Origin of the sequence: Streptomyces alboniger (genome assembly GCF_008704395.1) — a bacterium.
In the GTDB taxonomy this organism is placed as follows: domain Bacteria; phylum Actinomycetota; class Actinomycetes; order Streptomycetales; family Streptomycetaceae; genus Streptomyces; species Streptomyces alboniger.
Genome location: NZ_CP023695.1, coordinates 7,595,142 through 7,608,105, shown reverse-complemented (window position 1 = coordinate 7,608,105; position 12,964 = coordinate 7,595,142). Strand labels below are relative to the sequence as shown.

Sequence of the window (12,964 nt, the reverse complement as noted above, 5' to 3'; positions counted from 1 at the left end):
CCACACTGCAAGATGCCCGGCAGGAAATCTGCCGGGCATCTCGCGTGCGGGGAGCCATCAGTCGTAGAGAGCCTCGAATCGCTCCCGGTGGAGCGCGTACACCACCGGGCGGGCCACCTTCAGGGAAATGGTCAACTCCCCTGTGCCCACCGACAGATCGCGGTCCAGCACCGTGAACGCCTTGGCCCGGTAGTACTCCTGGAGGCGGGAGTTGGCGCGTGCGACCACCCCGTCGAGTTCACGCAGCAGCTCCGGGCGGCGGACCAGGGCACCCAGGTCGGTCGGCAGCCCCCGCTCGGCGGCCCACGCCGACGCGTGCCGCTCGTCGAGCGTGAGCAGTGCCACGAGATGGGGCCGGCTCTCGCCGTAGAGCACCGCGTGGGAGATCAGGGGGCTGGCCCGCAGCTGCCTCTCCAGCGGGTGAGGGGTGACGGCCATGCCGTGGGACAGCTGGATCACCTCCTTCTTGCGCCCCAGCAGACGCAGCCGGCCGTCCTCGTCGATCTCGCCGAGGTCGCCGGTGTGCAGCCAGCCATCGCGGACGGCGCCGAACCGGCCCTCGTCGTAGCCCCAGTAGCCGCAGAAGACGTTGCCGCCTCGCACCAGCACCTCACCGTCCGGCGCGATGTCCACCTCGACTCCCGGCAGGGGTCTGCCGACCGTGCCCAGTCGGTAGTCATCCGGAGAGTTGGAGGTGACGGCCGCGGCGGTCTCGGTCATTCCGTAGCACTCCACGACCGGGACACCGCAGCCGAGGAAGAAGGCCAGGAGGTCCTGGGACACCGCGGCGCCGGATACGGTCACCCGTCGCACCCTGCCACCGAAGTGAGCGCGCACCTCGGCGAACACACCCGCCTCGGCCTCATCGAACCAGCGGCCCAGCTCAGCTGGCAGGCTCTCGCCCCTGGCGCGCCGCTCCCGGACCTGTAGGCCGAGCCGGGCCTGTTCCACAAGCCGGCGCCGCTCCCCCTCCGGCCGGGATCCGAGAACCGCGCTGTAGATCCTTTCCAGTACGAGCGGCACCAAGGGAAGAATCTTCGGAGTGGTCTCCCGTATCTCCCGCAGCATGCGCTCCGGCGAGCCGCCGCTGAAGTAGGCCAGGGTGTAGCCGGACCACCAGGTGAGCAGCTGCATCAGCAGAGCGATGGTGTGCGGCCCGGTCACGACGTAGAGGGTGCCGTTGCTCAGGCCCGGGGGGGCGTCGGCGGGCTGGGGCGGCGGGGCGGGGTGAGCCCGCAGGACACTGACGTAATTGCCGTGCGAGAGGGCGCAGCCCTTCTTCGGCCCCGTGGTGCCGGAGGTGTAGATGATGACCAGCAGGTCGTCGGGCCGCACCGCGTCCTCACGCCGGCGCAAGGCGGCGCTCGGTATCTGTTCGCGGCCCAGCGCGCGCAGCTCCGCCAGCGTCATGACGCCGTCGGCTCCGTCCGGGGCGTCGATCAGCACGATGTGGCGCAGAGCGGGCAGCCGGGGCCGGACGGCCGTCACCTTCGCCCATTGGTCCGCGTCCTCGCAGATGAGAACCGTGGCACCTGAGTCGTTCATGACATGTGTAATCTCCTCCGGCACCGTGGTGGGCAGGAGCGAGACCAGGACGAGACCGGAGGCCGCCGCACCGAGGAGGGTGAACGACCACTCGGGACGCAGCGCGCTCTGGATCGCCACCCGGTCACCGGGGCGCAGGCCGAGCGCCATCAGCCCGCGGGCGATCTCCTCGCTCTCCCGCCAGGCGTCGGCGTACGACCGGGTGCGCCACACCCCTTCGCCGTCCCGCCACCGTACGGCCGCGACTGTCGGCCGGCGTTCGGCCCCGCGTCGCGCCAGGCCGGCGAGGGTCTGCCATCCCTCCGTGCGGCTATGCGTGCCGGTCATGTCTGAGTCGGTCATATCTGCGCCGGTCACGAGGCCTCCCGGTCCTGCTGGGCGTCGAGCAGATAGCCCTGACTCCATACGGTCTTGATCACCAGGCCCAGCGGCAGGAGACGGCGGCGCGCCCGCAGTACGCGCACGTCCAGGGCGTTGCGCTGCGCGGGAGCACTGTGCGGCCACATGTGTGCGATCAGGTCGTCCCGGCTCACTACCGATCGGTAGGAGTCCAGGAGCAGCCTCACCAGGGCCGCTTCACCGGCGGCGAGCGGAACACTCTGGCCCGCGTACCGGAGGACGCCGTGCTGGTCGATCTTCGGCTTCCGGCAGGCGGACCTGGCGCACAGGGCGGCCCAGCGCGCCCGCAGGTCCACCTCGTCCACCGGCGTGCGGGTCCAGTCCTCCAGCGGGTCGACGCAGACGGGGGGCCGGGTACCCGCCGCGACCAGCAGCAGACGGGGGACCCCCCGCGCTCGGTGCGCCTCGATTTCGTCGGCCTGCGCGGGCCAGCGCAGTACGGACATGGGGCGGTCGGTCCGGTGTCCGCGGGCGCCGGTCGGCACCGTCGTCGGCGCGCCTCGGGCGGCCGAGCGTTCAGGTGGCGGTCCGGGGACGGGAACGGCGAGTTGAGGGGGCACAGTCGTCTCCCTGTTGATGTGCGGGTACGAAGGACGGCCGTAAGAAAAGGGAACCGCGAACGCACGGGGTTCTCCAGCAATCCAGGTGTGCCTCGGATGTGCCTGCCCCGCCCGGAACAAGCCTGGGAACGAGCCCCAGCCGCTCCTTTTGATGCACATCGCATCTACTGTCCCCTGCACCCCTCACGCCTACTGACTATGCTGGGAATGTCCGGATTGACGGTTAAGCGGATGTTTCTCCCCATCTCTCCCACGGGCATCACAACCCACGGCATCGAAATCCGCGTGCATATGACCTATCGCTCCATCCGCCACCCCCTCGCGCTGCTGCGCCGACGGGACGAGCTGTCCCACGCCGCCTATGCCAAGCTCATCGCCGACACCCATGCCGAACTGGGCTTCGGAACCATGGCGGCACGCCGGGAGAAGGTCGCGCGCTGGGAGTCCGGGAAGATCACTCCCGAGCTGAGCGCCCAGTACGCGATGGCACACGTGCACGGCGTCCCGCGCACCGACGTGGTGCGCCTCGGCTGGCCGGAGTGGCTGTATGTGGCTACCGGACATGCCTCACTGCTCCAGCAGCCGTGGAGCTGCGACGAGGCACTCGTGGCCCTGGAAGGCATCGCACGCTCGTCGCCCGAGCCAGACGGTCGGGACGACGCCATCCCCGCCTGTGACCAAAGCATCAGGAGCCTCACCACTGCCTGGTTGAACGCCGCCGCCCCGCTCGAACTCCCGGACCGCCGTGGTCTACGGCTCTCCGCGACAGCCGTCTCCTCCTTGGAGCTTCGCCGGCTGGAGGGCCGCAAGCTCTTCGACGCCCTGGGCTCCACCGGCACCCGTATCCTCGCCGACTCCTGGCTCCTGCTGCTGTGCGACTTGACGCGCAACGCCTCCTACGACCGGGCCACCGGAGCACGCCTGCTGGCCCTGACGGCCGATGCCGCCTGCTACAGCGGCCGGCTCGCCTTCGACCTGGGTGACCAGAGGCGGGCCCAGTCCGCGTTGATGGCCGCGTTGCGCGCGGCGTCCGCCGCGGAGGACAACCGGCTGGGCGCTTGGGCCCTGACGCAGTTCGCCATGCAGCACCTGCACTACGGCGAGGTCCGGACCGCCCTCACGCTGCTCGACGCCGCCCAACACGCCTGCCTGCGCTCGCGGTACAGCCCCAGACTGGCATCCCTGATCCGCGTGCTCCGCGGCCGCGCGTACGCGGAGCAGGGTGAACACCGCGCCAGCGCCCGCGAGATGGACATCGCCCGCACCCTGCACAGCCCCGCGCTGCACGACGACGACCCCGACTGTCTGGAGTGGTTCACGGGCGAGGCGATCCAGTTCCATGCCGGCGCCGCCCACTTCAGCCTGAACGAGATGGGCCCGGCGGTGGACCACCTCCTGCCCCTCCTCGACGCGGGCCCGGCAGGCGGCTCCCCCGTGGAAGGCCAGAACGCGGCCCTGTGCAATGGCTTCCTCGCCCGGGCTCAGCTCGCTTGCGGAGACACCGACCAGGCACTGGAGCGGGCGCTTCGCACCGCCGAGTTCCTCTTCCACTCCTCCTCGGTCGCCGTGGCGAAGCAGTGGCAGCTGCTGCGGGCCGAGCTTGCGGAGCGGTCCGACACACCGGCCGTACGCGCCCTCTTGGAGGAGCCGCTTCCGGCTTGACGCTCAGTTGCCGGACTGAGTGCTGCCCAGGCGGCAGTAGCCGTGTGCGCTGCCCATGATCCGGGCGGTCTGCTTCGGGGTGGTGCCGAGTTCCTTCATCGTCTTCTTCGCCTGATCGGCGAGTGCCTGGCCTTCGGCGGCGCAGAAGGCGTTGCCGTGGGCGAGGAGCTTCTCGTCGCTGATGTTGTCCATGTCCGGGTAGTGGTCCCGGATGGTCTTGAGGAAGAACGCGGGCATAGCGCCCGTCAGTTGGCGCGGCTTCGCGTCGTCCCCGGAGGAGGCGGCCGACGGGCTCTCGGGGGAGGGCGGGGCCGTCGACGCCGCCCGGGCCGGGGCTCCGGAGCGGTTGTCGCCGGAGTCGTCGCACGCCGAGATGCCGAGAGCGGCCGTCGCCAGGCAGAGGGCCAGGACGGGCAGGCGCTTGTACATGTTTCTCCTGGTCGAGGGGTAAGTGGACCTCATTCTCCCCTGTGGCCGGGCGGCGGGTCACGGCAGGCGGTGGGTGGCGGGAATTTAGGAGCGGGGGGCTCGGTTGGACGGGCCATGGTCAGCATCAGTCACGAATCACCCCAGGAAACCCGCGCACGGCTGCGCGACGTGCTCGCGGACGCCGACTTCGAGGTCCTGCCGGGCACATGGGCCTACCACGAATACCCGGCGGGGCCGGTACCTCAGCCGTCCGCCGAGGCCCTGGCTCTGGTGCGGGACGCGCAGAGCTGGTCGGTTCTCGAACCGGCGCGGGGCGGGGAGGCGGAGGTCTTCGGCGTCCTCGCCTTTCACTTCCCGTCGGCGTCCGACAACAGCGGTTTCGTCGGCTGGCTGGCCGGGGAGCTCAAGGAACGCCTCGGTACCGGCGTGGCCGTGCTCTGCGGATACAACTCCGCGCAGGGCGGCATCTACGACTACTGGCTCGTGCCCGTTCAGCTTCTGGGCGAGGCGCGGGCGCATGTGCGGAGTCTGGCGGCGGAGGCGGACGCCGACGGCTCTCCGTAAGTGCCTGTTTCCGAACCCCGGAGCGTGGGTCGGTCCGTCAGGGCTCGTGCGTCCGGTCTGGCCTGGCCCGGCGGGGTCTCACGCATCTCAAGTGGTAGGGCCTTTCGAGGGTCAGGGAACATCTATGTCGGATCGTGGGCCCATCCCGCGTCCGTCCTGCATCCTCGGTCCTGGCCGCCGTCGGGTTCCGGCCCGGTTTGTGGTGGTGAGTGTTCCGGGCGGTTTCGCCCGGAACACTCACCACGCCGGAGCGGGAGTTGGCCTACCTGGCGAGTTCAACCGGTTTGTCCAGTCTCGTCAGCTTCCGCGGGTTTCGCACCAAGTAGACCCGGGTGATCTGCCCGTTCTCCACCACGAGACTCACCGCTGTGGCCAGTTCGCCGTCGATCTCGATCCGGCCCGCAGGTGCCCCGTTGAGCCACACGGCCGTCGTCGCGAGCGGGGTCGCTTCCGCCCGGTTCGTGCGCGCGAGCACCCGCGCCACAAGCTCGACCCCGTGGATCGGAGCCAGAGCGGCGGCCGCAAGCCCGCCACCATCGGCGATCAGGACCACGTCCGGCGCCATGACCTCCACAAGCTCCTGCAACTGCCCGGTACGCAACGCGAGCAGGAACCGCTCCACCACGGCCTGCTGCTCCGACCGGCTCACCCGCACCCGCGGCTGCCGGGCCGCCACATGCTCGCGCGCTCGCCGCGCGATCTGCCGCACCGCGGCCGCGGACTTCCCGATGGCCTCGGCGATCTCGCCGTACGGCAGCTCGAAGACCTCGCGGAGCACGAACACCGCCCGCTCGGTGGGCCCGAGCGTTTCCAGGACGGTCAGCATCGCGATCGAGACGCTCTCCGCGAGCTCTACGTCCTCGGCGACATCCGGGGTGGTCAGCAGCGGGTCCGGCAGCCACTCGCCGACATAGTCCTCGCGGCTGCGCGCCAACGTCCGCAGCCGGTTGAGCGCCTGCCGCGTGACGGTCCTGACGAGGTACGCCCGCGCGTCGCTCACCCGCGACGGGTCGACCTGGGCCCACCGCAGCCAGGACTCCTGAAGCACGTCCTCCGCGTCGGCCGCGGAACCGAGCATCTCGTAGGCGACCGTGAACAGCAGGCTGCGATGGGCGACGAACGGGTCCTCGGTCATGATGCCGACGCTACGCCGGACGTCTGAGGACGCCCGGCCAGCGGGATCTCGCAGGCATCGGAGTAGCCCTGCGAGGTGATCCCATGCGCCGTGTTGCACCTGGCAGCCAGGTTGGCGAAGCCGATGAACACGGTGAGTTCGACCAGCGCCGCCGGGCCGAGCCGGCCGAGCAGACTCGCCGACAGCTCATCGGTGACGGTCGTCGGCGTGTTCGTCATGGCCTCGGCGTACTCCATTACCTCCCGCTCCAACGGCGTGAACACCTCCGACTCCCGCCAGCGCGGCACCTGGCTCGCCTTGGCCAGGTCCAGGTTCTGGTTCAGCGCCGCGAAGTAGTTGATGTCGAGGCACCAGCTGCAGCCGACCTGTGCCGCGACGGCCATGTGCGCGAACGTCTTGAGGCTCGCGTCGGCCGCGTCCCAGGTGGCCACCTTGGCTGCGAACTCCTGGTTGTCCTCGGCGAGCTTGGGGTTGTTCCACAGCACCTCGTTGGGTTCGGGCACGGAACCGAGCTGCTTGACCAGGTTTTCGCGGAGCCCGGCGGGGAGCTCGGCCTTCGGGATGCGTAGCGCCATGGTGTTCTCCTTGGACGTTTGCCTGTTTGGCATGAAGACACCGCCGTGCCTACGAATGTGACAACCACCATCGCCACTGCGCGTGGATCGCCGGCGCACACAGACCGACCCTCGGCCGCGCTCAGACAGCAGTGACCGGAAGGTCACTCCTCCGTGCCGGCGCGTCCGGGTCAGTGGCCGCCTCGCCCCTGGACGCGGTCAAACCCGACGGCGGAGCCAGACCGATCACCTGAGACAACACCCGCCATCCCGACCCCCGGGACCGGATCACCTGAGATTCCCGGCCCCCCGGCGTCTCAAATGAACTGGTCGCCGCAGGTCACAGCACTGTCCACGGACCAGACCAACTGAGACGGGACACCGACGGCTTTTGACCTGCCGATTCGGGGTTCAGAAACAGGCACTTACCTTGTTCTTTATCTTTGAGCCCCGAACAGCTCCGGAAGACAAAGAACAAGCTGAGTGAGTGTTTGAGTACCTCGGAGGCCAGGGCGTGACGCGCGGCACCCAGGGGCCGACCATTCGCCTGCTCCGCAGCTTGGTATCGGCGGCGAGAGGTAGTCCAAAACGGGATTGTTCACCTGCATGGGCGCGAACAGTCGCCAGTGAGCAGCGGGTGCGTTGGGCTGGGGGAAGTAGCAGTCCTACCCAAGAAGAAAACACATGCGTGTGCGCACTATTCCCCGGCGATCTCCCTAGCTTCCACAAGCTGTGTGAAGAAACGGTGGGCAACGTTCTTCAGCAAGGTTGCCTTGGTTAGACCCGTCGCACTAGCTTGATCTTTTTCTTCTGGCCTCGAACTGCGTCCCGAACTTGAACGCTCAGGAGGGAGTTCGGCGGACGTGGGGGCGGCCTTGGCGTGAGCCTGCGTGCTGTCCAGAGCGCGCGTTTCACAAGACCCAAATGGGGACCAAGGCCGCCAGGGGTGAGTCTGCTGCATCACGATGTCCGGCAGGAAGCGTTCGCACAAGCGTCATGCTTCCGGAGCGAGTTCTAGACGACGCGACCGCCATCACCGCCGCCCAGCTCCGCGCCGTGGTGGAACGGCTCATCGCGGCCGGCCAGTGGACGCCCGGCGCCCCGGACATCACGATCGTCATGGACGCCGGTTATGACGTCACCCGCCTGGCCTGGGTCCTGCGGGATCTGCCCGTCGAACTGGTCGGCCAGATCCGCGGCGACCGGGTGATGAGGCTGCCGAGGCCCCCGCTCCAGGAGTACGCCCTGGCCCATCCCCAGGGTGGGCGACCGCCGAAGCACGGCAAGGAGTTCCGCTTCAACAAACCCGAGGCCTGGCCCGAACCGGCGATCACCACGGCCACCGACACGATGAACTACGGCAAGGCCGAGGCCCAGGCGTGGCACCGGGTCCACCCGCGTCTCACCCACCGCTCGGCCTGGCTCGACCACGACGGTGAACTCCCCATCGTCGAGGGCACCCTGGTCCGCCTCAAAGCCGAGCACCTCTCCAAGGAACGGGAGGCTCCGCCGGTATGGCTGTGGTCGTCGAAAACCGGTGCCGCCCCCGGCGGACGTGGACCGCTGGTGGCAGGGGTTTCTGAGGAGATTCGACCTGGAGCACACCTTCAGGTTCGCAAAACAGACGCTCGGCTGGACCACCCCGAAGCTGCGTACACCCGAAGCCGCGGACCGCTGGACCTGGCTCCTGGCCGTCGCGCACACCCAGCTCCGCCTCGCCCGACCTGGCCCGGGTCCGCCGGGGCTTCAGGAACATCCGAGCCCACCTGCTCTGTCCCGCCCGTGTTCCCCAACCTCGTGGCGCCGGTCCCGGACGACCGCCCGGGACCAAGAACCGCCACCCCGCACCCCGCTACGACGTCGGCAAAACCGTCAAACGCCCTGAGACCCTCAAGGCCATCGGCAGATCCGGAAGATCCTGGTAGTTAAAGAACAAGCTAAGGGAGCGCTCACGTCCCCGTCGGGCTCATCCGCCACAGCTGATCCGTGTTGGCCGTGCGGTCCCACTGTTCCGCCTGGGCCGCCTCCTCCGTGCTCTGGCCGCGCACGCCGAGGTACTTTCCGCTCCTCAGGTTGGCCAGCGTGTAGGTTCCGTCCCCCGCCGGGCTCATCGCCCAGGTGTGGAACTTGTAGCCGTCGCACGAGAACTGGTTCGCGTTGGCGCCGTTGTCCAGACTGCCGTTGCTGATGGCCAGGCACTTACCGCTGTTGCCGTTGACCACCGCCACGTTGCCCTCGCCCAGCTCGACGACCTGCCACCGCTCGTCGGTGCCGGCGGTGCAGGTGCGCTGGATCGCCCTGGCGCCGTCCAGACGGCTCTGGTTGAGGATCCCGAGGCACTTTCCGCTGTTGCCGTTCACGAGCGTGGTCTCCCACTGCCGGGGAGGCTGCCGCTGGAAGAACATCGCGCCGGCCTGCTGCTTGCAGTCCCACTGCCGCAGTGCCGCCCCGTCCGCGGTGGAGGACTCCGTGACCTCCAGGCACTTGGGGGTCGTAGACGTCATGGTCTGGAATCCGACACCGTCACCGACCGGGACGATCCGGAAACTCGCCCCGGGGCGGCTGTCACAGGCCCCGAGGCGGATGGCGGCGCCGTTGTCCGGGCTGGAGTTCGCCACCTCCACGCAGGCTCCGCTGCCGGCGCTGACGATGTTGACCGCGTCGCTCGCCGCCCCGGAGGACTGGAGGTACCACCGCGCCCCTGGCTTGCCGAAGCAACGGCCCTGGCGCACCGGCTGGCCGACTTCCGAGGCGGGGACCTCCACGCACAAGCCGCTGGGCGCGGAGACGATGTTCACGATCTGCCTGGCGGAAGCGGGCGCGGCGGCATCGGCGGCGAAGGCGTACGAGGAGGACGCGGGCCCCCAGCCCAGCGCGGCGCACACGACCATCAGGAAGACCAGGAGTGCGCCGGATCGCCCGCCACGCCGTACGACGGCCGACGGGCGTCGGTCCCTGGAAGACGTCGTGGCAGACGTCGTGGCAGACACAGCGGAAGTCCCGTCGCAGGACTCGTTGAAAGACGCGCTCATGATGAACTTCCTCCCGGACGACACCAGGGGCGCCATGGTTCCCAGAAGTGCTGACGCAGCACTGACGCCTGCGGCCTAGCGGGGCGAATATTCCGTGCCGTGCCGTCGCGCGGACGTGCACACTCGCTCCATGGTGGACATGCGGGCATTCCGGGACGCGGTCGGCGGCTGGGCGAACGGCGGTCCCGGCGGTCCGGCGGGCGAGCTGGCCGTGGAGCTGGGGGTGCGGACGGCGGTGCTGCTCGAAGGGCCGAGTGACCACGCGGCCGTCGAAGCCCTCGCCGCCCGGCGCGGCCGGGACTTCGCCGCCGAGGGGGTGTGCGTCGTACCGATGGGCGGGGCGATGAGCATCGGCCGCTACGCGCGCCTGCTCGGACCGCCCGGCCTCGGTCTGCGCCTGACGGGGCTGTGCGACGAGAACGAACAGAGCTTCTACCAGCGCGGTCTGGAGCGGGCGCGTGCACCGCGCCGGGACTTCTTCGTGTGCGTGGCGGACCTGGAGGACGAACTCATCCGCGCGCTGGGCACGGCAGCGGTCGAGGAGATCGTCGCGGCCGAGGGTGACCTCCGCGCCTGGCAGACCTTCCTGCGCCAGCCCGCGCACGACGGCCGGCCCAGGCACCAGCAGTTGCGGCGCTTCCTCGGCACGAAGAAGGGCCGCAAGATCCGCTACGGCCGTCTCCTCGTCGACGCCCTCTCCCCCGGCCAGGTCCCGCCCCCGTTCGACGATCTCCTGGCGAGCCTGTGAGGCGCGGGTCACCGATCAGGTTGGCCGGGCGGGATGTCGAGGATGAGGTTGGCGGCGCGCGTCATGACCTGGGCTCGGGTGCCGCCCAGGTGGTCGGCGGCGAGGAAGTGGTTGCCGATGGCCGCGCAGAACGCGAGCAGGCTGCGGGCCTCGACCTCGTCGGGGTCGGAGCAGAAGGTGCTGATCGCGTCACGCGCCAGCTGCATACGGCTGTTGTCCACGCGGCGCAGGCGTTCGGCGACGGCCTCGTCGCGGCGGGCCCAGTCGCGGACGGCCAGGTCGATGGGAAGGAGGCGGTCACCGGAGAAGGTGAGCCGCCCGGCCAGCCGGACCTGCTCGCGCGGGTCGCCGCCCTCCCGCTCGACCCGGGCCAGGACGTCGTCGACGCACTCCCGCTCCCAGGTGTCCAGCATGGCCTCCAGCAGCGCTCCCCGGTTGGCGAAGTAGCCGTAGAACCCGCCCTTGGTCACCCCGAGCGCCTTGGCCAGGGCCTCGACCCGCACGGCCTCCACGCCGCCCTCGGCCAGCGCGCGCAGCCCCTCCTCGATCCACTTCTCCCGCGGCGTGCGCAGCGCGCCCATGGGTGACCCACCCCACCTTCCCACTTGTTGTACGAAGCCGTATAACGGCTCTACTCTCGCCTTGTACGTCAGCGTATAACTCGCGGAGTACGAGGGGGAGTTCAGATGATCAAGTGGGCCGGCTGGCTGATCGTGCTGTACGGCACTCTGCACACACTCGGCGCCCTGACCGTGGAGGAGGCCGCGACCCACGCGGACGCGTGGTTCAGCGGGGCGCTGCGGGATGACGACCTCTCGGCGATGAGCCCGGCCAACAGCGCGTACTGGCTGAGCCTGGGCAGCTTCGGCGTGCCGCTTGTCGTGGTCGGCCTGACCGTGCTCTGGCTGGATCGCCGCGGCATCAGGCCGCCGTCGTTCATCGCGTGGATCCTGGGGCTCTGGACCGTGATCGACGCCGTGGTCCTCACGCTCACTCCCTGGCCCGTCCTGCTGCTCGCGACCGCCCTGTTGCTGGTCGGGGCGCGCCGCGCGAGCCGCCACGAGGTGGACTGAGCACCGCGGTCGGCCCTCGCGGGGCGAGAGGTCGTGCACCACCGGGGCGAACCGGAAGCCGTCCGGCGCTTCGGCCATCGCTTCCCTGCGCAGGGCCGCCCGCACGGCCGTCACATACTCACGGGTCGCGGTGAGCGGGCTCCGGGGGAACGGACGCCCGTATCAGCCAGGGCGTGCATCGCCGTGGCGGCGCCCTGGTGCGTCGTTGGCCGGTTCTGGATCGTGCGGCGCGGGCGGACCTCCGTAGGCTCGGCAGGACAGGGTTCGCCTGGCTCACGAGTAGCCCCTGGGGGTTGGTGTGCTGTACGCATTCGCCTTTGAGCGGATCGGCGTCGTGGTGAGCGACCTCTACTTCCTCAACCCGAGTCCGCTGCACGGACAGGAAAGTCCCGAGCGCGGGGTCCGGCTGGAACTACGAGTCTTCGAAAGCGGCGAGCTGCCCGGTTCCCTCTACTCGGCTCGCCCCATCACGATCGGGCGCCCTCTGTGGCGGGTAGATCTCCTCCAGGACGCGGACGCCGCCCCGAACACCTTCGACCGCACGCACCACCACCCCGGCATCGCCGGCTGGGAACCCGGCCCGCGGACCTTCGTCGAGGAGTTGTCCAACGACCCGCTGACGTGGCTGAGCGACAGGCTCACCGACATCTCCAGCCTGTTGGACGAGGCCGTCATCTCCGCGGACGAGATCTCGGTGGCGGACGCGGACAGTCTTCGCACAGCGGCCCCCGAGATCGTGGGCACCGTCGGCCGGATGCTGGAGCGGGTCTGGTCCGGGGAACTCGGCCGGCCGAAGAGCGATGTGGATGCACATGCGGTGACCAGCGTGCGGGCCGGTTGGCTCTAGCGCGGGTATCCGGTTTGCGCGCACAGAGCGACGAGATCGCGGTGCCCGCCGAAGGCACCTCTGCCACTACCTCCAGCAACTGCTGGCCTTGCCCTGGCGGGCAGCATCTTGGGGTGCCTTCGACGCGTGCCCTGCCTCGGTCACCTCATCAGAGCGCTCGTACCCGCCCAAGCTCGCTGTCCATTCCTTCTACGTCGTGTGGCACATAGCCCCCATCGACGACAACACATTCCGCATCGGCTACCCCGGCACACACCAGGTCGTGACGCTTTCCAGTGACGGCCAGGGGACCCGGGCCGTCATCCAGCAAAGCATTCACTCGATCGTGAGTTTCCCCCGGCATGTGCCTGGCGTGGGCCCATGATGTGCGGGCCCGCAGGAAGCGGGCGCCGGGTGTGCGTGCTCTGGTGGGAGAG

The 12,964-nt window shown here is 69.5% G+C and carries 12 protein-coding genes and 1 pseudogene; 6 read left to right on the top strand and 7 right to left on the bottom strand.

All coding sequences use genetic code 11. The annotated features are described in order from the left end of the window. Window positions 1-57: 57 nt before the first annotated feature. Both CP975_RS33315 and CP975_RS33310 read right to left on the bottom strand, forming a co-directional pair. A complete protein-coding gene (locus tag CP975_RS33315) occupies window positions 58-1,872 on the bottom strand; it encodes an AMP-dependent synthetase/ligase (protein WP_070321214.1) in 1,815 nt (604 codons plus the stop codon). Between the two features lie 26 nt (window positions 1,873-1,898). Beyond that, window positions 1,899-2,390 (bottom strand): helix-turn-helix domain-containing protein, encoded by a 492-nt coding sequence (locus CP975_RS33310; protein ID WP_150477668.1) that lies wholly within the window; start codon window positions 2,388-2,390, stop codon window positions 1,899-1,901. Between the two features lie 405 nt (window positions 2,391-2,795). Here CP975_RS33310 and CP975_RS33305 point away from each other — a divergent pair, with 405 nt between their 5' ends. Next, window positions 2,796-4,166, top strand: a complete 1,371-nt coding sequence (locus CP975_RS33305; RefSeq protein ID WP_055530936.1) for an NsdA family TPR-like regulatory protein — start codon at window positions 2,796-2,798, stop codon at window positions 4,164-4,166. Window positions 4,167-4,169: 3 nt separating this feature from the next. On the opposite strand, the gene CP975_RS33300 is transcribed toward CP975_RS33305, so the two are convergent. Then, window positions 4,170-4,595 carry a hypothetical protein gene (locus CP975_RS33300; RefSeq protein ID WP_055530944.1) on the bottom strand — a complete coding sequence of 142 codons (426 nt, stop codon included), beginning with the start codon at window positions 4,593-4,595 and terminating at the stop codon, window positions 4,170-4,172. 114 nt (window positions 4,596-4,709) lie between these two features. Between CP975_RS33300 and CP975_RS33295 the strand changes: the two genes are divergently transcribed. Next, a complete protein-coding gene (locus CP975_RS33295; RefSeq protein ID WP_055530947.1) occupies window positions 4,710-5,159 on the top strand; it encodes a DUF6196 family protein in 450 nt (149 codons plus the stop codon). A gap of 262 nt (window positions 5,160-5,421) precedes the next feature. On the opposite strand, the gene CP975_RS33290 is transcribed toward CP975_RS33295, so the two are convergent. Both CP975_RS33290 and CP975_RS33285 read right to left on the bottom strand, forming a co-directional pair. Beyond that, a complete protein-coding gene (locus tag CP975_RS33290; RefSeq protein ID WP_055530949.1) occupies window positions 5,422-6,294 on the bottom strand; it encodes an RNA polymerase sigma-70 factor in 873 nt (290 codons plus the stop codon). Beyond that, window positions 6,291-6,869: a carboxymuconolactone decarboxylase family protein gene (locus tag CP975_RS33285; RefSeq protein ID WP_055530951.1), complete on the bottom strand. Its 579-nt coding sequence runs from the start codon at window positions 6,867-6,869 to the stop codon at window positions 6,291-6,293. Before CP975_RS33285 ends, CP975_RS33290 begins: the two co-directional genes overlap by 4 nt. Window positions 6,870-7,865: 996 nt before the next feature. Here CP975_RS33285 and CP975_RS33280 point away from each other — a divergent pair. Beyond that, window positions 7,866-8,773: pseudogene (locus CP975_RS33280) on the top strand (transposase); the annotation flags it as partial. A 24-nt stretch (window positions 8,774-8,797) separates the two neighbouring features. On the opposite strand, the gene CP975_RS33275 reads toward CP975_RS33280, so the two are convergent. Then, window positions 8,798-9,880: an RICIN domain-containing protein gene (locus tag CP975_RS33275; protein WP_167532775.1), complete on the bottom strand. Its 1,083-nt coding sequence runs from the start codon at window positions 9,878-9,880 to the stop codon at window positions 8,798-8,800. Window positions 9,881-10,010: 130 nt separating this feature from the next. Here CP975_RS33275 and CP975_RS33270 point away from each other — a divergent pair, with 130 nt between their 5' ends. After that, window positions 10,011-10,628: a TOPRIM nucleotidyl transferase/hydrolase domain-containing protein gene (locus CP975_RS33270; RefSeq protein WP_055530957.1), complete on the top strand. Its 618-nt coding sequence runs from the start codon at window positions 10,011-10,013 to the stop codon at window positions 10,626-10,628. Window positions 10,629-10,636: 8 nt separating this feature from the next. Here the strand turns inward: CP975_RS33270 and CP975_RS33265 are convergent, their stop codons facing one another. After that, a complete protein-coding gene (locus tag CP975_RS33265) occupies window positions 10,637-11,209 on the bottom strand; it encodes a TetR/AcrR family transcriptional regulator (RefSeq protein ID WP_055530959.1) in 573 nt (190 codons plus the stop codon). Window positions 11,210-11,314: 105 nt separating this feature from the next. On the opposite strand from CP975_RS33265, the gene CP975_RS33260 reads away from it, so the two are divergent. Both CP975_RS33260 and CP975_RS33255 read left to right on the top strand, forming a co-directional pair. Next, window positions 11,315-11,701: a DUF6463 family protein gene (locus CP975_RS33260; RefSeq protein ID WP_055530961.1), complete on the top strand. Its 387-nt coding sequence runs from the start codon at window positions 11,315-11,317 to the stop codon at window positions 11,699-11,701. Window positions 11,702-11,999: 298 nt separating this feature from the next. After that, window positions 12,000-12,548 carry a hypothetical protein gene (locus tag CP975_RS33255; RefSeq protein ID WP_055530963.1) on the top strand — a complete coding sequence of 183 codons (549 nt, stop codon included), beginning with the start codon at window positions 12,000-12,002 and terminating at the stop codon, window positions 12,546-12,548. The last annotated feature ends 416 nt before the right edge of the window (window positions 12,549-12,964 follow it).